The 21,630-nt window shown below is 69.1% G+C and carries 22 protein-coding genes and 1 tRNA gene; 12 read left to right on the top strand and 11 right to left on the bottom strand.

The features are described 5' to 3' along the window. Nucleotides 1–59 precede the first annotated feature (59 nt). The 3 genes from WA670_RS35540 to WA670_RS35530 are packed head-to-tail and all read left to right on the top strand — an operon-like array spanning nt 60 to nt 3,219. Nucleotides 60–1,463 (top strand): hypothetical protein, encoded by a 1,404-nt coding sequence (locus tag WA670_RS35540; protein ID WP_037811132.1) that lies wholly within the window; start codon nt 60–62, stop codon nt 1,461–1,463. Nucleotides 1,464–1,471: 8 nt separating this feature from the next. Further along, complete coding sequence (locus WA670_RS35535) at nt 1,472–2,173, top strand: response regulator transcription factor (protein ID WP_037811133.1); 702 nt, start codon at nt 1,472–1,474, stop codon at nt 2,171–2,173. Beyond that, nucleotides 2,170–3,219 carry a sensor histidine kinase gene (locus WA670_RS35530; RefSeq protein WP_336160616.1) on the top strand — a complete coding sequence of 350 codons (1,050 nt, stop codon included), beginning with the start codon at nt 2,170–2,172 and terminating at the stop codon, nt 3,217–3,219. The genes WA670_RS35535 and WA670_RS35530 overlap by 4 nt, the downstream gene beginning before the upstream one ends. An 18-nt stretch (nt 3,220–3,237) precedes the next feature. Here WA670_RS35530 and WA670_RS35525 read toward each other — a convergent pair whose 3' ends face one another. Both WA670_RS35525 and WA670_RS35520 read right to left on the bottom strand, forming a co-directional pair. Further along, nucleotides 3,238–4,119: an MBL fold metallo-hydrolase gene (locus tag WA670_RS35525; RefSeq protein WP_336160614.1), complete on the bottom strand. Its 882-nt coding sequence runs from the start codon at nt 4,117–4,119 to the stop codon at nt 3,238–3,240. 20 nt (nt 4,120–4,139) lie between these two features. Continuing rightward, a complete protein-coding gene (locus WA670_RS35520) occupies nt 4,140–5,201 on the bottom strand; it encodes an SDR family NAD(P)-dependent oxidoreductase (protein WP_336160612.1) in 1,062 nt (353 codons plus the stop codon). Between the two features lie 123 nt (nt 5,202–5,324). Between WA670_RS35520 and WA670_RS35515 the strand changes: the two genes are divergently transcribed. Then, entirely contained in the window at nt 5,325–5,825 is a 501-nt protein-coding gene (locus WA670_RS35515; protein WP_009083558.1) for a MogA/MoaB family molybdenum cofactor biosynthesis protein, read from the top strand. A 64-nt stretch (nt 5,826–5,889) separates the two neighbouring features. Beyond that, entirely contained in the window at nt 5,890–6,063 is a 174-nt protein-coding gene (locus tag WA670_RS35510) for a hypothetical protein (RefSeq protein WP_162836035.1), read from the top strand. A gap of 4 nt (nt 6,064–6,067) precedes the next feature. Here the strand turns inward: WA670_RS35510 and mscL are convergent, their stop codons facing one another. The 4 genes from mscL to WA670_RS35490 all read right to left on the bottom strand — a co-directional run bounded on the left by mscL (nt 6,068) and on the right by WA670_RS35490 (nt 9,085). Beyond that, a complete protein-coding gene (gene mscL / locus WA670_RS35505; RefSeq protein WP_037811136.1) occupies nt 6,068–6,487 on the bottom strand; it encodes a large-conductance mechanosensitive channel protein MscL in 420 nt (139 codons plus the stop codon). 74 nt (nt 6,488–6,561) lie between these two features. Further along, nucleotides 6,562–7,221 (bottom strand): SAF domain-containing protein, encoded by a 660-nt coding sequence (locus WA670_RS35500; RefSeq protein ID WP_235146677.1) that lies wholly within the window; start codon nt 7,219–7,221, stop codon nt 6,562–6,564. Nucleotides 7,222–7,350: 129 nt separating this feature from the next. Continuing rightward, nucleotides 7,351–7,680 carry an FmdB family zinc ribbon protein gene (locus WA670_RS35495; RefSeq protein ID WP_078870386.1) on the bottom strand — a complete coding sequence of 110 codons (330 nt, stop codon included), beginning with the start codon at nt 7,678–7,680 and terminating at the stop codon, nt 7,351–7,353. A gap of 805 nt (nt 7,681–8,485) precedes the next feature. After that, nucleotides 8,486–9,085 (bottom strand): 5-formyltetrahydrofolate cyclo-ligase, encoded by a 600-nt coding sequence (locus WA670_RS35490; protein ID WP_336160606.1) that lies wholly within the window; start codon nt 9,083–9,085, stop codon nt 8,486–8,488. A 24-nt stretch (nt 9,086–9,109) separates the two neighbouring features. Between WA670_RS35490 and WA670_RS35485 the strand changes: the two genes are divergently transcribed. From WA670_RS35485 to WA670_RS35465, 5 genes are all read left to right on the top strand, one after another. Then, nucleotides 9,110–10,015: a UTP--glucose-1-phosphate uridylyltransferase gene (locus WA670_RS35485; RefSeq protein ID WP_037811139.1), complete on the top strand. Its 906-nt coding sequence runs from the start codon at nt 9,110–9,112 to the stop codon at nt 10,013–10,015. Further along, nucleotides 10,012–11,367, top strand: a complete 1,356-nt coding sequence (glp, locus tag WA670_RS35480; protein ID WP_199817529.1) for a molybdotransferase-like divisome protein Glp — start codon at nt 10,012–10,014, stop codon at nt 11,365–11,367. The genes WA670_RS35485 and glp overlap by 4 nt, the downstream gene beginning before the upstream one ends. A gap of 3 nt (nt 11,368–11,370) precedes the next feature. Further along, nucleotides 11,371–12,030 (top strand): GNAT family N-acetyltransferase, encoded by a 660-nt coding sequence (locus WA670_RS35475; RefSeq protein ID WP_037811141.1) that lies wholly within the window; start codon nt 11,371–11,373, stop codon nt 12,028–12,030. 161 nt (nt 12,031–12,191) lie between these two features. Next, entirely contained in the window at nt 12,192–13,010 is an 819-nt protein-coding gene (gene sepX, locus WA670_RS35470) for a divisome protein SepX/GlpR (protein WP_336160604.1), read from the top strand. A 74-nt stretch (nt 13,011–13,084) separates the two neighbouring features. Beyond that, nucleotides 13,085–13,157: transfer RNA gene (locus tag WA670_RS35465), tRNA-Ala, on the top strand. 149 nt (nt 13,158–13,306) lie between these two features. Here the strand turns inward: WA670_RS35465 and WA670_RS35460 are convergent. Then, on the bottom strand, nt 13,307–14,269 hold the full coding sequence (locus WA670_RS35460) for an amidohydrolase family protein (protein ID WP_336160602.1): 963 nt from the start codon (nt 14,267–14,269) through the stop codon (nt 13,307–13,309). A 144-nt stretch (nt 14,270–14,413) separates the two neighbouring features. On the opposite strand from WA670_RS35460, the gene WA670_RS35455 reads away from it, so the two are divergent. After that, the gene (locus WA670_RS35455) at nt 14,414–15,337 is read left to right on the top strand and encodes a LysR family transcriptional regulator (protein ID WP_336160600.1); all 924 of its coding nucleotides are present in this window, start codon (nt 14,414–14,416) and stop codon (nt 15,335–15,337) included. A gap of 21 nt (nt 15,338–15,358) precedes the next feature. On the opposite strand, the gene WA670_RS35450 is transcribed toward WA670_RS35455, so the two are convergent. The 4 genes from WA670_RS35450 to WA670_RS35435 all read right to left on the bottom strand — a co-directional run bounded on the left by WA670_RS35450 (nt 15,359) and on the right by WA670_RS35435 (nt 20,394). Then, nucleotides 15,359–16,852, bottom strand: coding sequence for an aldehyde dehydrogenase family protein (locus WA670_RS35450; protein ID WP_336160742.1), 1,494 nt, complete (start codon nt 16,850–16,852; stop codon nt 15,359–15,361). 42 nt (nt 16,853–16,894) lie between these two features. Continuing rightward, nucleotides 16,895–17,968 carry an amidohydrolase family protein gene (locus WA670_RS35445; protein ID WP_336160598.1) on the bottom strand — a complete coding sequence of 358 codons (1,074 nt, stop codon included), beginning with the start codon at nt 17,966–17,968 and terminating at the stop codon, nt 16,895–16,897. A gap of 138 nt (nt 17,969–18,106) precedes the next feature. Next, nucleotides 18,107–19,867: a chitinase gene (locus WA670_RS35440; protein ID WP_336160596.1), complete on the bottom strand. Its 1,761-nt coding sequence runs from the start codon at nt 19,865–19,867 to the stop codon at nt 18,107–18,109. Between the two features lie 104 nt (nt 19,868–19,971). Continuing rightward, nucleotides 19,972–20,394, bottom strand: coding sequence for a MarR family winged helix-turn-helix transcriptional regulator (locus WA670_RS35435; RefSeq protein WP_037811147.1), 423 nt, complete (start codon nt 20,392–20,394; stop codon nt 19,972–19,974). A gap of 80 nt (nt 20,395–20,474) precedes the next feature. Between WA670_RS35435 and WA670_RS35430 the strand changes: the two genes are divergently transcribed. Then, complete coding sequence (locus WA670_RS35430; protein ID WP_336160593.1) at nt 20,475–21,620, top strand: MFS transporter; 1,146 nt, start codon at nt 20,475–20,477, stop codon at nt 21,618–21,620. Nucleotides 21,621–21,630 lie beyond the last annotated feature (10 nt).

The following is a 21,630-nucleotide window of genomic DNA, read 5'->3' as shown; positions in this document are numbered from 1 at the left end:
TCTCACGGATCCGCCGGAACCCTGCCGGACGCCCGCCCGCGGGGTTATCGTGACCGGCGATGAGCGAGTCGACGAAGGCTGCCCGGCTCGCCGAGCCGCCGCCCCCGGTTCCCGTCCGTCCCCGGTTCCGCGCCGATCTCGTGACGGTCGGCGTCACCCTCGTGGTGATCGCCGCCGCGACCGCGGTTGGCGTGTACTACAACCGGCCAGGTTCGGACGTGGTGATCTACGCGTTCGCGCCGCCGTTGTTCGCGCATTGGCTGCCACACGTCGGCCCCGGCTCGGTGTTCGCCGTCCTGATCGCCGCCGGTGTCGTCCTGTACGGCCCGACCCTGGCCGCCCGGCTGCGATGGCGGCGCGCCCTGGCCGCGGGTTACCTGGCCTCCCTCGCCTGGATCTTCTCGCTCGCCATGGTGGACGGCTGGACGCGCGGCTTCACCGGCCGGCTGACCACTGTGCAGGAGTACCTGCACGAAGTCCCCGGCATCACGGACATCCCGCGGTTCCTCCGCGAATTCTCCTCGCGCATCCTCGACTTCCAGCCGAACTCGTGGACCACTCACGTGTCCGGCCACCCGCCCGGCGCGACCCTCGTCTTCGTCTGGCTCGACCGGCTCGGCCTCCACGGCGGTGCCTGGGCGTCGACCGCGGTCGTGCTGGTGGCCGCGCTGGTCGCGGTGGCGGTACCCGCGACGATCGCCCTGCTCGGCCGCCCCGACGCCGCCCGCGCGGCGCTTCCGTTCGCCGTGCTCAGCCCAGGCGCGGTGTGGCTGGGCGTATCCGCGGACGGCCTCTTCGCCGGCGTGACCGCCACCGGCATCGCACTGCTCGCCCTGGCGTCGGTGGGCTTCCGGGAACAGCGCGGTTACGCGTGGCCCACGGCGTTGGCAGCCGGGATTCTCATCGGGTTCGGGATCTTCCTCTCCTACGGCCTCGTCTTGCTCGGCTTGGTCGCGCTGGCCGTCGCCGTGCTCGGCAGGCAATGGCGGGCCACTCTCGTCGCTGCCCTCGGTGCGCTAGCAGTGGTCGCCGTGTTCGCGCTCGCCGGTTTCTGGTGGTTCGACGGCTACCACCTCGTGGTCGAGCGCTACTACCAGGGCGTTGCGCTGGTGCGGCCGTATTCCTACTGGGTGTGGGCCGATCTGGCCGCGGTGGCGGTCGCGTGCGGCCCCGCAGTAGTCGCAGCGGCTCGCCGGGGAGTGGCCAACGCGGTCTTCTTGCCTTCCCGCCGGACGATCCTGCGCGATCCGGTGCTGCTGATCGTGGTGGCGGCTCTGCTCACGATCGTGTTCGCTGATTCGTCCGGCCTGTCGAAGGCTGAGGTAGAACGGATCTGGCTACCGTTCGGCGCGTGGCTGATCCCGGCCACGGCGCTGCTCCCGGCGGGCCACCGCCGCTGGTGGCTTGCCGGACAGGCGGTGGTCGCGCTCGCGGTCAACCACCTGCTGCTGACGAACTGGTGAGGTGAGGCATGGAGGACCAAGCGGGTCGCGTGCTCGTGGTAGACGACGACGAGACCGTGCGCGACGTCGTCCGTCGCTACCTCGAAACCGCCGGTTTCACCGTCGACCTGGCCGGCGACGGCACGGCGGCGCTCGCCCGGTTCGCCGAGCGCGTGCCGGATCTGGTGGTGCTCGACGTGATGATGCCCGGGCTGAACGGCCTGGAGGTGTGCCGTCGGCTGCGGCAGACGAGCCAGGTGCCGATCGTCATGCTCACCGCACTCGGCGAGGAGGAAAACCGCATCGCCGGACTGCAGTTGGGGGCCGACGACTACGTCACCAAACCGTTCAGCCCCAAGGAACTCACCCTGCGCGTGGCATCCGTGCTGCGCCGGGCCCGGATGCCGCGGCCCGAGCCGCCCACGGCTGAACTGACGGACGGCAACCTCCGGCTCCAGATGACCGCCCGCCAGGCGACGCTCGACGGCGCGGCGCTGCCGCTTACGACGCGCGAGTTCGATCTCCTCGCGTTCTTCCTCTCCCATCCCGGCGTCGCGTTCAGCCGGGCTGACCTGCTGGAAAAGGTGTGGGGCTGGGATTTCGGCGACCAGTCCACGGTGACTGTCCACGTGCGCCGGCTGCGCGAGAAGATCGAACGTGACCCGGCCAAACCGGTCCGCGTCGCGACGGTGTGGGGCGTCGGCTACCGCTACGACCGGACACAGCCGTGATCGGCTCGGGCGAGTCGGCGTGGGACATGTTCGTCCACGTCCTGCACATCCTGCCGCTCGCCTTGCTGTTCGCCTTGCCGGTGGCAGCGCTGGGCGGACTCGCGCTTTACCTGCTGCGGCACCGGTCGCTGGCCACGACGATGACCACGCTCGTGCTGACCCCGGTCGCCGCGATGCTGGTCGGGATCCTCGGCGTGAGCGGCTTCATGTTCACCGAGGCCCTGACCACGGAACTGCTGGTGTGCCTGCTCGTGGCACTGGTGGCGGTGCCCGCGGCGATGGTGCTGGGCCGGGTCATCGCGCGGCGCAGTGTGTGGGAACGCGAGGCGCGGGACCGCGAACGCGCGGCGGAGTCGTCGCGTCGCGAACTGGTCGCGTGGATCAGTCACGACCTTCGCAGCCCGCTCGCCGGGATCCAGGCGATGGCCGAGGCGCTGGCCGACGGCGTGGTTTCGGAGCGCGCCGAGGTGGCCGACTACGCCCAGCGCATCAGCGGCGAGACCACCCGGCTGTCCGGCATGGTGGGGGATCTCTTCGAGCTGTCCCGGATCACCGCGGGAGCGCTCGAACTGAGCATGTCGGCGGTGCCGCTGCGCGACGTGGTGAGCGACGCGGTCGCCGCGCAGGCACCGGTGGCGGACCGCAAACGCGTACGGGTGCTGGAAAACGCGTCGGCGTGGCCAGTGGTGTCCGGCAGCGATCCGGAGCTGGCGCGGATCGTGCGGAACCTCGTGTCCAACGCCATCCGGCACACCCCGCCGGACGGCACAGTCGCCGTGCAGATCGGCATCGACGGCGACCAGGCGCTGCTGGCCGTGGACGACGGCTGCGGCGGGATTCCGGACGACGAGATCAGCCGGGTCTTCGACGTCGCCTTCCGCGGCACCCAAGCCCGCACCCCCGACCGCAGCGGCACCACCAGTGGTGGCGGGCTGGGCCTGGCGATCGCGAAGGGCCTGGTGGAGGCACACCGGGGACGGATCGGCGTGCAGAACCACGGCCCAGGATGCCGCTTCGAGGTGCGGTTGCCGCTGGCGGCCTCCTGAGCTGTCTATTGTGGACAGTCAGGAAGCGGCAACCGCCGCGACCGGCTCCACGCTGTGGTCGGCCGCGATCCGGAAGAACGGCTCGTCCGGGAAATGCGCCGCCGCGACGATCGTGCCGGTACCGACCACCTCGCCGAGCCAGCGACGGCGGGTCAGCTCCGCCTGTCCGGGATTGGCGTCGGACGCAGCACCGATCGCCGGATCAGCCATCTGCTCCGGAATCTGGAAGACGTCGCCGATCAGGACAGCGCGACGGTCCTGGTCCGCGACTTCCAGCACGTAATGACCTGGCGTGTGTCCAGGCGCATGCCGGGCGGTGACGCCGGGAGCGACCATTTCGCCGTCAAGCAGCGGTCGCAGTTTGCCCTGGGCGCGAAGAGCTTCCAGCGCTACACGGCCACGGTCGTGCCGCCCGGCCGGCTCGATGAACGCTGCCCAGTCGGGCGCGCCGTACCGCACTTCGGCATTCGGGAAGTACGGCTCGCCGTTCGGCGCGACCCAGCCGATGTGGTCGGCGTGCAGATGAGTCAGCACCACGGTGTCGATGTTTGCGGGGGCAATCCCGGCCTCAGCGAGCGCCGCGGGCAAGCCGCCGGTGTGCTCCGGCTCGGCGGCGCTGACCACGGGGTGCAGTTGCTCTTTGGAGTGCTGCGGCAGGTGCGGCTCGCCGGACGCACGCGGTCCGAAACCGGCGTCGACCAGCACGGTGCGGCCGCCCGTCCGGATCAGGAACGCGCCGATGACCACGGGCACGGTGCTCGGCGCCGAGCGCTTGCCCTGAAGTCCCGGGAAGAACGACGACGGCAGTTGCAGCCGTCCGTCGGTCAGCGCGTGGATTTCGATGTCCCCCACCACGATGGAACGCATGCCCAGCATCAAGATCCGGTACGGCCGATTCATTCCGGAACGTGATCTTCACCTCATCGGGTGATGGAGGCGCGCAGCTCCGCGGTGGCGAACGCGGCGATGCCCTCCGCGAAGGACGTTTCCGCCCGGAACCCGAGCAGCTCCCGTGCTCGAGCCGGGTCGGCGACCACGTGCCGGACGTCCGCGGGTCGCGCACCGCCGACGATCCGCGGCTCCGGCCCTCCGCAGGCACGGGCCAGCTCCCGGGCCAGGTCGCCGACGCTGTGCGGCTGTCCGGAACAGACGTTCAGCGGCGTGATGTCTGCCTCCGGACCGTCTTTCTGGAGCGCGAGGACGTTCGCTCGGGCCACGTCGTCCACGTGCACGAAATCCCGCTGCTGCCGCCCGTCCTCAAGCACGGTCGGCGCTTCGCCGCGCTCCAGTGCCGAGCGGAACAGCGACGCCACGCCCGCGTATGGCGTGTTCTGCGGCATCCGCGGGCCGTAGACGTTGTGGTAGCGCAATGCCCAGACCGTGCCGCCGGTCTGCCGTGCCCATGCGCCCGCGAGATGTTCTTGCGCCAGTTTTGTTGCCGCGTAGGTGCTCCGGGGCAACAGCGGCGCGTCTTCGGGCACGAGTTGCCAGCCCAACTCGGCACCGCAGTGCGGGCAAGTGGGTTCGAATCGTCCGGCGTCCACATCGGACTGCCGGCGAGGTGACGGCGGAACGACACCGTGTTCCGCACACGCGTAGCGCCCCTCGCCGTAGACCACCATCGACGAGGCGAGCACGAGCTTTCGCACCTTCGCCGCATACATCGCGGCCAGCAGCACGGCGGTGCCGTAATCGTTGTTCAGCGCATACGAGGGCGCGTCGGAGGGATCCACGCCGTGCCCGACCACCGCAGCCTGGTGACAGACCGCGTCGACGCCGTCGAGCAGCTCGGCGACGATCTCGGTGTCGGTGACGTCACCGCGGAGGAAACGGTGCCGCTGGGTGTATTCGGGCGGCGTGGTGGAGCCGTGCGCAGTGGACAGCAGGTTGTCCAGCACGACGACCTCGGCGCCGTCGTCGGCCAGCTGATCGGCGATCCGGGACCCGATGAACCCGGCTCCGCCGGTGATGAGCACTCGCACCCCGCCGACGCTAGGCGGCCCGCCCCGGGGTGCGCGCGGCCTGCGGGGACCACGTCACCGAATCGTCAGAAATCACCGGGCCCGTGGCGGCGAAGCGGGCCCCGAACCGGATACGGTGTCGGCATGGAACGGAGCGCACAGCGGCTGGGCCGGGCACTCGTGGTGATTGTGGACGACCGGGTCGCGCACGGGGAGCACGAGGACACCTCGGGGCCGCTCGTCACCGAGTTGCTCGAGGAGGCCGGGTTCATCGTCGACGGCGTCGTGGTGGTCGAGGCCGAGACCGCGGGCATCCGCAACGCGCTCAACACGGCGGTGATCGGCGGGGCTGACCTGGTGATCACGGTCGGCGGCACCGGAGTGTCGCCGCGCGACCGCACGCCGGACGCGACCGCCGGGGTCCTCGACCGCCCGATCCCGGGCATCGGCGAGGCCCTGCGCGCCTCGGGGCTGGCCGCGGGCGCGGTCGACGCCGGGATCTCCCGCGGCCTGGCCGGCGTTTCGGGCAGCACGCTGGTGGTCAACCTGGCCGGCTCGCGCGCGGCTGTGCGCGACGGCATGGCGACCCTCTCCTCGCTGGTCCCGCACGTGATCGACGAGCTTTCCGGTCTCGAAGAGGTCTGAGCCCGGCCGTTTCGCGGCGGATGTCTCTCTGCACTTGTCAAACAACAGGTGGGACGATGGACCCATGCCGCACGAGGAACGACGTCCCCGCACAGACGAGGCCCAGCGCCGCCGCCGGGTCGACGAGATCTTCGGCGACGTCCTGCCGGAGACCACGTCCGATGAGCGGGGCCGGGGCCCGGAGACCACTCCGGATTCGTGGTATCTCGAGAACCGGCCCCCGCATCACGATCGGTGACCCCTCAGCTGTCGCGGCTGGAGGGGCCGTTGCCCTGCTGCGCGCGCAGCAGGTCGCGGATTTCGATGAGCAGCTCGACGTCGGTGGGCTCGGCGGGACCGGGCTCCTGGCCGCGCTTCCGCCGCTCCTGCAGGTGCTTCACCGGCAGGACGACCAGGAAGTAGACGATCGCCGCCACGATCACGAAGTTGATCGCCGCGTTGATCACGCCGCCGAAGTCCATGAAGGTCGCGCCGTTTGCCTTGAGGATCCGGAAACCGAGCCCCTGCGCCGCGTCGGAACCGCCGATCGCGCTGATCAGCGGCTTGATCAGGCCGTTGGTGAACGCGGTGACGATCGCGGTGAACGCGGCGCCGATCACGACGGCGACCGCGAGGTCGACGACGTTGCCGCGCATCAGGAAGTCCTTGAAACCTTTCAGCACTGCTGCTCCCAGGGGATTCGGGACAGGCGTCTGGCCGCCTTCAGACAGCCGTCGCCCGTCGGAACAGGGTCGGGTTAGCGGAGAGTAACCGTTACCGGTCGTTCGAGCGAGGAAGCAGCGACCTGCGTGGCAACCTGTGCCGGCAGCGCGAGCAGCACCAGCGGACCCTTCTGCGGCGGGCCCAAAGTGCGGTTCCCGGTGTCGTCGGAACGCCGGACGGTGACCACCGAAGCCCCTCTGGCCAGCACAGACGCGGAATTTGTGGTATCCGCGCCCGCGACGACGTCAACGCGCTGGCCCGGCTGAAGCAACTCGGCGACGGCCGCGTCCGCGAGCCGGACGGCCACGGTGACCGCGCCGGGTTCACCCGTTACGGGGAGGTTGTTGCCCAGAAGCCGGACGTCGGTGATGGGCTCGCCGGCTCGCGCCGCGCCGGACAGAAGCCGGCCCACCGCTGTGTCGGTCGCCGAGAGCGCGCCGGACGGACGGAGGTTGTCGGGCAGCGCGACGGTCCGCACGTCCGCAGCGCGCAGGACTGAGCCCGCGGGCAGGTCGCGTGCGGAGACCACCGTCGAGGTGGCGGGTGCGCCCCGTGCAGAGGGCGGGAGAAACAGGACAAGCAGGCCGGCCAAGAGCAGGGCCGCCGCGAGACACCGGCGGAGCATCCGGGCTCGCCGCCCGCGCGGCAGACGGACGTCAGGCAGCGCGGGAAGGCGGCTGAGCAAGGTGTTCACGGTTGTCCCCTCGTCGGTTCCGGTGCGGCGGGATGCCGCACGAATCCGACGTTAAGGACGTCGCGAACCGGCCGGAAGAGCCGATTCGCGAACCTGTGGACAACTGGCCCCTTGTGGATAACTCGGGGGTCAGGAGGGCGTGGAAGCCGTTTTTGTCGTGCTCGTCGTGGAGGATGTGTTCGAGGACGAAGAAGACGTCGACGAAGAGGAGGTGGTGGACGACGAGTCGGACTTGGCGCTCTCGGTCTTGGCCGGGGTCGCGGAGGTGCTCGACTTGCTCGAATCACGCGAATCCGTGCGGTAGAACCCGCTGCCCTTGAAGACCACGCCGACCGAACTGAAGACCTTGCGCAGGGCGCCGGAGCACTGCGGGCAGACGGTCAGGCTGGGGTCGGAGAAGGACTGCACCGCCTCGAAGCGGTGGTCACATTCCTTGCAGGCGTACTGGTACGTGGGCACTGAAGCTCCTTCATGCACTGGCACTCGACCTACAAGAGTGCTAACCCAATTGTGCTGGACAGCATTCCCTCAGCGCAATTACCCCTTGCTCACAGTGCGGGCGAGGAAGGGGCGGTGGCGGGTTAGTGCTGGTCAGGGCGTCCTGGGCGGCGGCGGGTGGGTGGCTGGACTGCGGCTGGTCCGGTCGACTGGGCCGTTGCTGGGCTGGTTGGCGGGGCCTGGAGGGCCTCGTGCGGGCTTGCTCGCGGCGGTTTTGGTGGTCGTGAGGGGCGGGTGCTGGTGTGGGTTGTGTGCGGATGCGTGGTTTGGGTGGTTCGTGGCTGGACGGTGGCCATCGGATTCGAGTGGCGGGTCATGGTGGCGGCCATCGGGTTCGGTAGGGGCCATGACGGTGGGCATCGGGTTCGGGCGGCGGTACCGGACACGGCTGGCCGGTTGAGTGGTCTTGACCACTTTCGAGCCGAGGCAGGCCGAGCCGCGCCGTGCCGCGTCGCCGTGCCGCGCCGAGCTGCGTCGCCGCGCCGCGCCGAGCCGCGCCGAGCCGCGCCGAGCCGCGCCGAGCCGCGTCGTGCCGCGTCGTGCCGCGTGGAGCCGCCGAGCGAGCCGCGCCGAGCGAGCCGCGCCGAGCGGGCCGCGCCGCGCGGAGCCGTCGAGCCGAGCTGTGCCGCGTCGCGTGGAGCCGTCGCGCCGTTGAGCCCTTGAGCGGCGTCGCGTGGAGCTGAGCCGAGCCGTGTCGCGCTGAGCCGCCGAGCGGAGCCGTTGTCGCGCTGCGTCCCGCCGAGCCGAGCCGCGCCGAGCGGCGGTCTCACCGAGCAGCGGCAGCCGTTGGCAGCTGGATGAGGCCGGAGGGCGTCAGGACGGCGGTCATGGGCACGTCGTGGGGTTCGGCCGGGAGACGGTCGACGACCTCCTCTGCGCGCACCACGGCCACGCGGGCGGTGTCGGGCGCGGCGGTCAGGGTGCGGTCGTAGTAGCCCGCTCCGCGGCCGAGGCGGGTGCCGTGGCGGTCGACGGCCAGGGCTGGGATCAGCAGCACCTCCGCCGACGCCACTGCGGCGGTGCCCAGGCGTGGGCCGGAGGGTTCGAGGACGCCGCGGAGGCGTCCGGGGATCAGGGCGTCCGGGCCGGTGTACTCAGACCAGTCGAGTGGGCCGGGCGTGTCCGGGATGACGGGCAGCAGGACGCGCGCGCCCGTCGCGGCCAGGGCGTTCACCAGGGAGATTTGGCCGGGCTCGGTGCCGAAAGGGAGGTACGCGCACACCGTTTCCGCGTGGATCGACGACGCCGCGGTCGCCAGGGCGGCTGCCTCGCGAGCATGGGCTTCGGGGGGCAGTTCGGCGCGGGAGCGAAGGATTCGTGTCCGCCACTCCGCCTTGCTCGGGGTCTCATTGCCCGGCTCGTGCATGAGACCAGGTTAGGCTTTGCGCCCATGACGGGCGCCTCAACCACCCAGACCTTCAGAACCGCCATCGTGCCTGCCGCAGGCCTCGGCACGCGATTCCTGCCGACCACGAAAGCGGTGCCCAAAGAGCTGCTGCCAGTGGTCGACACGCCGGGGATCGAGATCGTCGCGAGCGAGGCGGCGAGTGCGGGGGCGAAGCGGCTGGTGATCGTCACCTCGCCGGACAAGGAAGCTGTCGTCCGGTACTTCGAGGCGAAGCCGGACCTGGAGAAGACGCTCGAGGACAAGGGCAAGACCGAGCTGCTGGCGAAGGTCCGGCGCGGGCCGGAGCTGCTGGACGTCGAGGTCGCGATCCAGGAGCAGGCACTCGGGCTCGGGCACGCGGTCGCGCAGGCCGAGCCGAACCTCACCGACGAAGACACCGCTGTCGCCGTTCTCCTGCCCGATGACCTCGTGTTGCCCGCCGGGGTCCTCGACCGGATGTCGGCCGTCCGCGCCCAGTACGGCGGGAGCGTGCTTTGCGCCTTCGACATCCCGAAGGAGCAGATCTCCCCGTACGGCGTCTTCGACGTCACCGACACCGGCGACCCGGACGTCAAGCAGGTCCACGGCATGGTCGAGAAGCCCAAGCCGGAGGACGCGCCGTCGACCTACGCCGCGGCTGGGCGGTACCTGCTCGACCGGGCGATTTTCGACGCGCTGCGCCGGATCGAGCCCGGTGCGGGCGGCGAGCTGCAGCTCACCGACGCCGTCGCGCTGCTGATCCGGGAGGGGCACCCCGTGCACATCGTCGTCCACCGCGGCGGGCGGCACGACCTGGGCAACCCGGGCGGATTCCTGCGCGCCGCCGTCGATTTCGCGCTCGAGGACCCGGATTACGGGCCGTCGCTGCGCACCTGGCTGACCGAACGGATCGGAAACGATCGCCCATGACGGACTCCCTCGATTCCACCCCTGCCGTCCCGACCGAAGACGTGCCCGAACCGGCGGTTCAGGCCGTCGCCGCGGCGGAATCGGCGGAAATCGTTGCCTCGACGGAAGAATCCGCCGAGACCGGCGATTTCCGCTCGGTCGACGAGCAGATCGCGCTGACCCTCGACGCCGCCGTGCGCCCGCGTCCGGTTCGCGTCGCGATCTCCGAAGCGCAGGGTCTGCTCTGCGCGGAGGAGGTCGTCGCCGAGCACGCGCTGCCCGGGTTCGACCAGGCGGCAGTGGACGGCTACGCGGTCCGGAGCGTCGACGTGCAGACCGCCGGACAGGAACCGGTCCAGCTGCCGGTCGTCGGCGAGATCCCGGCTGGCTCGCGTCAGCCGCGACGGCTGCAGCCGGGCCAGGCGGTGCGGGTCGACACTGGCGCGCCGCTGCCCACGCTCGCGGACGCCGTCGTCCCGACCGCTTACACCGACGGCCACCAGGCGAAGGTCACCATCACCCGGTCCGTGCCGTCGGCCGGCTACGTGCGCCGGACCGGCGAGGACGTGCAGATCGGCGACGTCGCGGTGCGCAAGGGCGACACCATTGGCTCCGCGCAGGTCGGGCTGCTCGCCGCGGTCGGCCGCGCGAAGGTGCTGGTCTACCCGCGGCCGCGGGTGTCGATCGTGTCGGTCGGCGACGAGCTGGTGGACATCGACCGCACGCCGTCGGTCGGCCAGGTCTACGACGTCAACTCGTACGCGCTGGCCGCGGCCGCGCGTGACGCGGGCGCCGAGGTGAGCCGGGTCGGCATCGTGCCGGGCGACCCGAAACGGCTGCGCGAGGTCGTCGAAGGACGGCTGCTGATGTCCGAGATCGTGGTCGTCGCGGGCGGGGCAGGCGGGTCTTCCGGCGACGAGGTGCACGCCGCGCTGTCCGACCTCGGGCACATCGACCTGACGAGGGTCGCGATGCACCCCGGCTCGGTGCAGGGCTTCGGCAGGCTCGGCCCGGACTCGGTGCCGACCTTTCTCATCCCGGGCAACCCGATGAGCGCGCTCGTGGTGTTCGAGGTGCTGGTACGTCCGCTGATCCGCACCGCGCGCGGCACGCGCAACCCGCACCGCCGGGTGGTCGGCGCGAGGCTGCTTTCGTCGATCACCTCGACGAAGGGCCGCCGGGGCTACCTGCGCGGCCAGCTGCTGCGCGACGAGGCGAACGGCGAGTACCTGGTGCAGCCGCTCGGAACGTCGGGTGCGCATCTGCTCGCGTCGCTGGCCGAGGCCAACTGCCTCATCACCGTCGAGGAGGACCTCACCGAGGTGGCCGCGGGCGACCAGGTCAAGGTCACCTTCCTCGCCCAGCGCGCCTGATCCGTGGCCGCACTCGCCGACTCGGTCGAAAACCGGCACCCCGGCTGGCCCGCCACGCTCGGCCCCCTGCGGATCCCGGCAGGCGTGCTCGCCGTGCGCCCGGTGCGGTTGCGCGACGCCGGCGAGTGGAGCCGCGTCCGGCTGCGCGACCGCGAGCACCTCGAGGAGTGGGAGCCGACCGGGATCGGGCCGTGGGCGGACCGCAACGCGTTCTGGTCGTGGCCGTCGCAGTGGGCGGCGCTGCGCGGGCTCGCGCGGCGCGGGCAGTGCCTGCCGTTCACGATCACGGTTGACGGAAAGTTCGCGGGGCAGATCACTGTCGGTAATGTGATCCGCGCCGCACTCCGGTCGGCCTGGATCGGGTATTGGGTGTCGTCCGAGATCGTCCGGGGAGGCGTCGCCACCGCGGCCGTCGCGCTCGTGACAGATCACGCTTTCGATGTCGCCGGCCTGCACCGGCTCGAAGCGACCGTGCGACCGGAGAACAACGCCAGCATCCGCGTGCTCACCAAGGCCGGATATCGGCAGGAAGGGCTGTTCGAGCGGTACCTCGACGTCGCCGGCGCCTGGCGTGACCACCTGTGTTTCGCCGTGACGAAAGAGGAGACCGGCAACGGCCTGGTGTCCCGGCTGGTGGCGTCCGGACGCGCCGAACTTGCCTGACGGTGACTACGCGTCCCAGTGCGATCACGCGTTACCACATCATGTGAGATTCACCTAATGCGGTGATGCATTTTCGTGATCGAACCCGGCGAGTCTGCGCCTCCTGTGTGACTGTTGTGGCTAGCGTGACTACAGCAGAGGATCGGGGGAGGTGACGGGAGATGCCCAGTTCGGTGATCATCGTCGCGCTCGCCGCGGCATGGCTCGTCGTTCTCGTGCCCATGGTGGCTCGCAAACGCCAGCAAGTCGCGCGGACGCCAACCTCCGCGCTGGCCGCCCGGGTAGTGCGAAGGGGCAGTGCTCGCAACGAGGGACAGGAGGACGACGCCATGTCCGACCATGCGAATCCTTCGGTGGAGGATGACCTCGCCGAACTCGAGGCGGGACTCGACGCTGACCTGGACGCCGAGCCCGAACCCGAACCGGAGCCGCTTCCGCAGCCTTCGCGCGCGGAACGGGCCGCCGAACCGCGCCGCGAACGGCGCAGCTACCGGCCCGGCCGGGGCGGCTTCGACCCGGAGGCAGCGGAGATCGCGGCCAAGGCGAAGTACGCGTTCCGTCAGCGGGTGGTCGTGATCCTGCTGATCGCCGCCGTCGTCACGGCCGCGATCGCCGGATTCGCCATCTCGCTCGCGTGGTGGGCGCACGCCGCGGTGGACATCGCCCTCGTCGGCTACCTCGTGTACCTCCGCCGCCAGGTCCGCATAGAGAACGAGATCCGGCAGCGCCGGATGGCCCGCTACGCGACGACGGCTCCCGCTCCTGCCTACGAGGCGTACGACTCCTTCGAGGAGGAGGAAGAGGAGGACGTCGAGGTCGTCGCACCCGAGGTGCCGCGCGACATCGTGGAGCGCAAACCGTCCCCGATGTCCCGCATCCGCCGGCAGGCAGTTGTGGTCGACCTGGACGACGAAGACCCGGCTTTCGAGGAGCTCGCCGAGCCCACCGCGGGCCCGTACCGCCGGGCGGTCGGAGAGTGACCCCCCGTTGTTCGGTGCCTGGAGGGCGCTGCTAAGCTTTCCAAGCACTGAACAACAGGGGCTCACGCTCCTGAGGGGCTGTAGCGCAGTTGGTAGCGCGTCTCGTTCGCATCGAGAAGGTCAGGGGTTCGATTCCCCTCAGCTCCACAGCAAGTCAAAGGCCCTTTCCGGCTAACCGGGAAGGGTCTTTTTCGTGCCCGTACAGCAGTAAAGTACGGCAGCGCCTTTCGCCTCCCTATTCGTCAGTGCTGCAGTAGCAATACGGTCTCCGCCGTGTTCGAGTGCACGGAGTCTGCTCAGGCGGGCGTAACCTGCCGACCGAGCCGGGCGGCGGCTTCGGGGAATAGGCGTAGCGCGTTGCCGCCGATAGCTTCGAGTTGATCGCGCGGCAGTCCGTCGAAGCTTGCCAGGGCAAGTCTGTTGGCTTCCAGCGTTGCCTCCGTGCTGCATGGCACGCCGCTGTCGGAGCCGTAGACGATGTGGTCTGGGGTGGTCATGGCCAGAGCCGCGGCGAGAGAGTGCGCGGTGCCGGTGGCGGCGGTGTCCAGATACAGGCCGGCAAGGTGCTCCCGGATCTCGCGGGGGTCGAGCTGGTTCGGGTTCGGCACCCAGGCTTCCGTGCCCAGCAGTCGCAGCCGTCCGGACAGGGCGGGCAGCGCGCCGCCGCAGTGGGCGACGATCAGCCGCATGTTCGGGAATCTGCGGAAGATGCCCGCGTAGAGCATGTCGACGATGGTGCGCGCGGTTTCGAAGGCGACTTCCAGCAGCGGGCTCGGACGGCCCAGGGACGCGGGAGCGTAGGCGTCCGGGTGGGCGAACACGGTCGCGCGCCGGCGATCGAGTTCGGCCCACACTGGTTCCAGGCTTGCGTCGCCGAGGGAGATGCCGTTGTAGTCGCAGGTCACCGCGAATCCGTCCGCCGACAAGTCGCGGGAGGCGCGCTCGATCTCGGCGAGTGTGGCGGGCGGGTCGTCGGTGGGCAGTGCGGCGAGCAGACCGAACCTCGTCGGGTGATCCGACACGAGGGACGCGCCGTAGTCGTTAGACGCGCGAAGGGCGTCCGGCGTCTTCGGGATGTTGCTGAGGAACTGCATCGTGACGCCGGCGCGATCCATGTAGTCCAACGCCCCGTCCACAGTCCAGTGGTAAGGCGCTGGCGCGAGGAATTGCACCTCCCGCATCGACCGCCATCGTGCTTCCCGTTCTTCGGGGGTGGTGGGCGGGGTGAAATGCGCGTGCACATCGATCAAATCGGACATCGCCACGAGTAATCCTTTGCCTTGGAGGTGGCTCACTGGCCACGGGATCGATGGTCCGCCCTTATTCACAAAAAAGGAAGCAAATACTCTCCATATGGAGTATAGAGTGAGGTGATAACGCACCATCGCCCGTCGGAGTTCACCGTGGTTTCTGAGTCGGCTGAGCTGCACAGCCTGGACAACAATCACCTGCACGCATTGCACGCGCTGCTGACCGAGCGCACGGTCACCGGTGCGGCACACCGTCTGGGCCGTACCCAGCCGACGTTGTCGGTCGCGCTGGCCCGGTTGCGCCGCCATTTCTCCGATGATCTGCTGACCCGGGTCGGGAATCATTACCAGCTCACCCCGTTCGCGGAGCAGTTGCGGCCGCTGGTCAGTGTGGCCGTGGCCGCGGTCGCGCGAGTGTTCTCGGCCGAGCCGGAATTCGATCCGGCGAATTCCAGCCGGGTTTTCACCATCGTTTCCTCGGACTACGGAATCAGCGTCGTCGGTGCGTATCTGGTGGGGTTGCTGGAAAAGCGGGCGCCCGGCGCGGGGGTTCGCTTCGAGCCGGTGACCCCGGAAGCGCTGAGCCGGGACCCGGATTTCTACCGGACCGTGGACGGCGTTTTCATGCCGCACGGGTACATCGATCTGCCGCAGTCGATGGATCTGTTCCAGGACCAGTGGGTCTGCGTCGTCGCTGCCGGCAACCAGGAAGTCGGAGACCGGCTGACCATGGACGATCTGCGTCGCCTGCCCTGGGTCACCACCTTCGGCGACCCGTTGGGGCGGACGCCGGCGTGGCGGCAGATGGAACTTCTCGGCGTGACGCCCCGCGTGTGCGCGACCGCGGAGTCCTTCCTTCCTATGCTGCAACTTGTTCGCCGTAGCGGTGGTCTCGCGCTGATGCAACGCAAGCTCGCCGCCGGGATGGCCGAGGCGGCGGGGGTGCGGATTCTGCCTTGCCCATTCGACGCGGTACCCATCGTCGAGGCGTTCTGGTGGCATCCGATGCACGATCCGGATTCCGGTCATGCCTGGTTGCGTGGTCTCCTCGCGGAGGCGAGCGCCCTGATCGCCTGAACGTGACCGCCGGGCGGCGAATCAGGAATCGTTCGCGTCGATGACTTCCAGGGACGGTGCCCAGCGCGGGATCTCCGCGGTGCCGGAGGGTAGTCGGAGGCTCTTGCTGTAGCCGAACTCGTGCAGCGTTTCCAGGGCGTGTTCGCGGCCGTAGCCGCTGGCGCCCACCCCGCCGAACGGGGTCCCGGTGAACGCGCGGTGGTAGTGGTTGACGAACACCATGCCCGCGCGGATCGCCCGGCTGACCCGCAGAGCGCGCTCGGAATCGCGGGTGAACACCCCGGCCACCAGGCCGAAGTCCGTGCCGTTGGCGATGGTGATCGCTTCCGCCTCGTCGCGGAACGGGATCAAGCACACGACCGGGCCGAAGATCTCCTCCTTGGCGATGCGCATGTCCGGGGTCACGCCGGTGAACAGGGTCGGCGGTGCGTAAAACCCGTCCGCCAGGCCCGGATCGGCGGGCAGCGCCGCCTGTGCCGCGATCGTCGCGCCCTCGGCCACACCGATGTCGAGGTAGTCCAGCACCCGCTGGCGCTGTGCCGGTGTCACCAGTGGACCCACGTGGGTGCCCGCGTCGGCGCCATTGCCGACCTTCAGCCGTTTCACTGCGGCGGCGTAACGCCGGGCGACCTCGTCGTAGAGATCGGCATGCACGAGGACACGGGAGGCAGCGGTGCAGGCTTCGCCCTGGTTGAAAAAGCCACCCTCCACCGCCCAGGGCAGCGCCGAGTCCAGGTCGGCGTCGTCGAAGAGCACCAGTGCGTTCTTGCCGCCGAGTTCCATCAGGGTGGGCGTCAGATTGTCCGCCGCCGTCTTGATCACTGCGGTCCCGGTGGCGGGAGCTCCGGTGAAGGAGATCTTGCCGACCAGCTTGTGTCCGGCCAATGCGGCACCGACCTTGCCGGTGCCCGGGACGACGTGCACGACGTCGTCCGGAAGCACGGACTGCACCAGTTCCGCGACGCGCAGCACCGACAGCGGTGCCTGCTCAGGCGGCTTGATAACCACGGCGTTTCCTGCCGCGAGCGCGGGGGCGAGTTTGCCGGCGGCGTGCAGCGGCGGCCAGTTGAACGGCACGATGGCACCGATGACGCCATAGGGTTCCAGCACGGTGACGTCCAGAATGCTGCCCGCGTCACGCACCTGGTTGGGCATGGCTTCACAGAGACTGGCGAACAGTTCGAAGATCGCGACAGCGGCTTCCACATCGAACTCGCGCGCTTGGGACACCGGTTTGCCATTGTCGCTGGACTCCAGCGCAGCGATCTCGTCGCCATGCTCGCGTACCGTCTGGGCGATCTTCCACAGCCATCGCCCGCGCTCCCGTGGCGTGCGGGCTTTCCACGCGCCCTGCGCCTCATCCGCGGCACGGACCGCCTGATCCACCTGGTGCACACCGGCGCCCTGGATCACCACGACCGGCTGCCCGGTGGCCGGATTGTCCACAGTGAACTGATCAGCGTCGTCATCCGACGACCACCGGGTGCGCAGCACCTGACCGGGTCCGTATGTCATGGGCACGAAATCCTCCTTGTCCAACGGGTGATCGCCCACCGGTCACCGGTGGCCGGGCGCAGGGTTTCCGGGCGACGGGGCGGAACGCGGCAGCAGGTTGAGGTTCGCCGCGTTCCGACCCCTGATGGCCGCGGCGACGACGGGGTCGGACACCGCCTCGTTCACCTGCTGCACGGGGTCATCGACGCCCATGTCGAATGGGTAATCGGAGCCGAGCACGAGCTGAGTGGGGCCCGCCGCACGGATCAGGGCGTGCAGCGACTCCGGGGTGTACACCAGCGAGTCGAACCACATCCGGCGCAGGTACGTGCTCGGCAACTCACGACATCCGCTGGCTTCGGGACGGTTGAGCCAGGCGTGGTCATTGCGCCCGAGGCAAGCGGGCAGATATCCGCCGCCGTGCGCGATAAGCAGACGCAGCCGGGGAAACCGGTCCAGCACACCGCCGAAGATCAAGTGCGACAGAGCGACCGCGTGCTCCACCAGTTGCCCGACGGAATTCGACAGATACCAACGGTCCAGGCGCGCGGCGAGGGTGCAACCCCAGGGATGAATGAAGACGACGGCTTCCAGTTCTCCGGCGCGTTTCCACAGCGGGTCGAGCCTGGGATCGGACAGCTCGACCGTCCCGCCCGGCTGGTCTGGTGCGTGGGAAGAAATCTCGACGCCGCGCAGTCCGCTGCGCACAGCGTGCTCCAAGGCGGCCACGGCTACCCCGGGATGCCGCAGCGGAGCAACTCCCAGACCGCATAACCGGTCCGGATAGACCGCGCAGTGCGTCCGGATGCCTTCGTTGGTGGCCTGGGCCAGCTCCCACGCCAGCGCGGAATCCGCCCAGGAATGGTATTGCGTTGGCGAGACCGAGACGACCTGAACTTCAACCTGGGCCTCGGTCATCACCTCGATCCGGGTGCGCGGATCGATCAGCCGCTCCCGCCGCTCAGCGAAACGACGCTTGCTCACCGCGCTCGATTCCCGGCCCGCGCGCAACTCTTCCAGGCCCGCATACGCCGCGTATCCCGGACGATTTCGCACGAGCGCCTCGACTTCCGGCAGCCAGGCGTGCGCATGCACGTCCACGGTCGGAAACACGGAACTGCTTACCTCGCCGGGCATGGAGCGCCTTTCACCATTGCACTGTCACGCAGTCAATGCTCGGCGTTCCACCCGCAGTAAAGGAAGCCAATTTTCACGATAGGCGGTATAGATCAGTGCGATGGCGCGCTGTCCGAGACCGGATCCCTGGCCTACGGCTCAGCCAAGACCGTCCAAGAACGGTCGGTGTGCGTTCTGGAAAGCCCAGCCGTAGTACCGATCCCAGTTCACCGACCAAGTCATCAACCCCCGCAGCGCTGGCGACGGTCCACCGCGCAAGGTGTACGAGTCGCAGCCGGTTCCGTGGGCCAGGCAGGTCACGGCGGTTTGGACTTCCGCCGGGGAGACATAGCCGTTGCCTGCGCTGACCGCCGCGGGCAGGCCGACGGCGATTTGGTCTTCTCGGAGGCCCGGGAAGGTCTGGCCGGTGTTCGCGACCTTGAAGCCGGACTTCAGCATGTCGGTCATCGCGATCAGAAAGTCCGCGCCGCCCATGGTGTGGTACTGGTTGTCCAATCCCATGACTGGGCCGGAGTTGTAGTCCTGGACATGCAGGACCGTCAAAGAGTCGCGCAAGGCGTAGATCACCGGCAGGTACGCGCCGGTTCGGCTGTCGCCGCCGCCTGCGCCTCCGTAGAACTGGTAGCCCACCTGGACGAAAAATGTTTCTGGGGCCATCGTCAGGACGAATTTGGCTCCGTAGCGGGCTTTCAACGTTTTCAAAGCCGAGATCAGGTTGACGATCACCGGGGTGGTCGGGTTGTGGAAGTCCGTGTCGCCCGAGTTCAGGGACAGGGACTGGCTTTCGAAGTCGACGTCCAGACCGTCCAGGCCGTATTTGTCGATGATCGCCGCGACTGAGTTGACGAAGTTGTCGCGGGCGGCGGTGGTGGTGAGCTGGACTTCGCCGTTTTGGCCGCCGATCGAGATCAGGACCTTCTTGCCTTGTGCCTGCTTCGCGCGGATCGCGGCGATGAAGTCCGCGTCGCTTTCTACCCCGGGGCATTCGGTAACCGAGCAGCGGTTGAAGCGGATGTCGCCCGAGGTCACCGACGTGGGTTCGGCGAAGGCCAGGTCGATGATGTCCCACGCGGCGGGGACGTCGGCGAGTTTCAGGTAGCCCGAGCCGTTCGCGAAGCTTGCGTGGACGTAGCCGATCAGCGCGTGTTTGGGCAGGCCGGTGCTGGTGCAGCCGCCGGTCGTGGCGGAAACCGCTGGAGTGTGGGCGGATTCGGCCTTGTCGTTGTAGGAGGTGATCGAGTAGCTGTGCGAGGTGCAGGGGGTCAGACCGGAGAGTGTCGTGGTGGTTCCGGTGACGGTGGCGCGCAGGACGTTGTCTTCGTAGACGCGGTAGCCGGTCACGGTGCCTGCGGCCGCGGTCCAGTTCAGGGCGATTGACGTGTTGGTGACGGTGCCGACGGTTGGCGTGCCTGGGACGCCGGGGGCACCCGGGGTGTCGCCGCCTGGGCCATCGAGGACTACGTCGTCGGCGTAGTACGTGCCGGCGCCGTACCAGCCGTGCAGGTACAGCTCGGCGGACGTCTGGTTCGCGGTGGTGGTGAAGGACAGCGAGAGTTGGCTGTAGGCGGAGGCGTTAGTCCAGGTGGAGGAGCCGCCGGTGACGCCTAGGTAGACCGGGGAGCCTTGGACCCAGGCGGAAACCGTGTAGGTCGTGTTCGGGCGCACGGAGACTGTTTGGGTGCATTGGCCCTGGTCAGACGCACCGGGGGTGACGGCTAGGGCGTAGCTGCCCGAGTGCACTGGCGTCTTCACGGCCGCACCTGCGGGGCAGGTCCAGCCGGAGGTCGAACCGGCTTCGAAACCGGGGTTGGCGAGCAGGTTCGCCGCCTGCGCTGGCCCGCCGACGACCAGTCCGGCTGCGGCTAGCAGGAGCACGACGAGGAAACGAGCACGCTTCATTGCGGTTCCTCCGGTCCGATGCGACCCTCTGAGCACATATTGTCTAGACCACTCGCGGAGTTGTCCAGACCTATTGGGGCGACGAAAGTCGGCTTTCCGGTGAACTAGGCCGTGCTGTCCGGCATCAGTGCGCGGAGCAGTTCGTGCAGGGATTCCTGCTGGGCCGGGCTGAGCGGCGTCAGCGGGGAGCGCGCGTCCAGGTGGCGTAGTGCTTCGGTGCGGCGGCGTTTGCCTGCCGGGGTCAGCACGATCTGTTTGGCCCGGCGGTCCGCGGGGTGCGGCTGACGCTGGATCAGGTCCTGCTCTTCGAGCCGGTCCAGGACGAAGGTGGCGTTCGACGCTTCGCACACCATTCGGGCGGCCAGTTCGCGCGCGGTGATCGGCTCGGACAGTTCGCGCAACGCGATCACTTGGCTCGGCGTCAGGCCCATCTGCTCGGCCACGCGACGCACGTGGACATCCAGCGTGTGCGCGAGGTGGTGGACCAGTTTGCACACGTCGCGGTCCACGCCCGGAGTCCCTGCCATGCGCCCGAGTCTAGCGGAACTGATTCGAGCTGTGATAGTTCTAGTTCGAATCATTTGAACTAGAACTACTGTGGGGTGCCGTGCCGCTCTCGGTGTTTTCCTTGCTGCTCGTTGTCTTCAGCCTCACCACCGGCGAGTTCGTGATCGCCGGCATCCTGCCCGACGTCGCCGCCGGGCTGTCGGTCTCGGTCGGGTCGGCCGGGCTGCTCGTCACCGCCTACGCGATCGGGATGATCGTCGGCGGCCCGCTGGTCACGCTGGCTACCGCGCGGGTCGCGCGCAAGCCGCTCATCGCGGGGCTGATCGTGGTGTCCATGGCCGGCAATCTGGGGTCGGCGCTCGCTCCGGGCTACGCGCTCGCGGTGGTGTCGCGGTTCGTCGCCGGGCTGGTGGTGGCGACGTTCTTCGCGGTCGCGATCGCGACTGTCGTGTCGATGGCTCCGCCGGGAAAGGCGGTTTCGACCATCGCGAAGGTGACCATGGGGCTGAACCTGGGCATCGTCGCGGGCAGTCCGCTCGGCACGGTGCTCGGTCATCATCTTGGCTGGCGGGCGACGTTCGGGGCGGTGGCCGTGGTCAGCGGGATCGCGCTGCTGCTCGTGCTGCGGTTCGTTCCGGCCCAGCCCGCGACCGGGTCGGTGCGCGGGGAGTTGCGGGTACTGGCGGATCGCAACGTCTGGCAGGCGATCGGCCTGACCGTGCTCGGCAACGTGGGCGTGGTGACCGTTTTTACGTATATCGCGCCATTGCTCACCGACGTCAGTGGATTCAGCGAGCTGCTTCCGGTGCTGCTGGTTCTTTACGGGGTCGGCGCGGTCGCGGGCAACTACCTCGGCGGGCGGTGGGCGGACCGGGCACTGCTGCCGTCGCTGGCCTGGATGCTGGCCGCTCTGGTGGTAGCGCTGGCAGCGGCTTGGCTGGGCAGCCCGGTCAAACCGGTGATGATCGGGTTGGTGTTCGTGCTCGGGATGCTTGCCTTCGGGATCGTCCCGGGAATGCAGGCGCGGGTGATCGCCGCGGGCAGCAGCGCTCCGACGCTGGCGGTAGCGGTCAACGCGTCCGGGTTCCAGCTGGCCGCCGCGGTCGCGGGGCTGCTGGGCGGGCAGGTGATCGCCCGTGCGCCGCAGTCGATTTATCTGCTGGCCGCGGTCCTCACCGTGATTGGCCTCGGCATCGCGCTGTACGCGCTGCGCCGGGAGCGACTGAGTACCGACTCGCGTCGGTAATTCCCCACGA

Source organism: Amycolatopsis sp. VC5-11, assembly GCF_037034185.1.
Classification (GTDB): Bacteria; Actinomycetota; Actinomycetes; order Mycobacteriales; family Pseudonocardiaceae; genus Amycolatopsis; species Amycolatopsis nivea.
The sequence above is the reverse complement of the archived record's forward strand: the minus strand, read 5'-3'. Positions and strand labels throughout refer to the sequence as shown.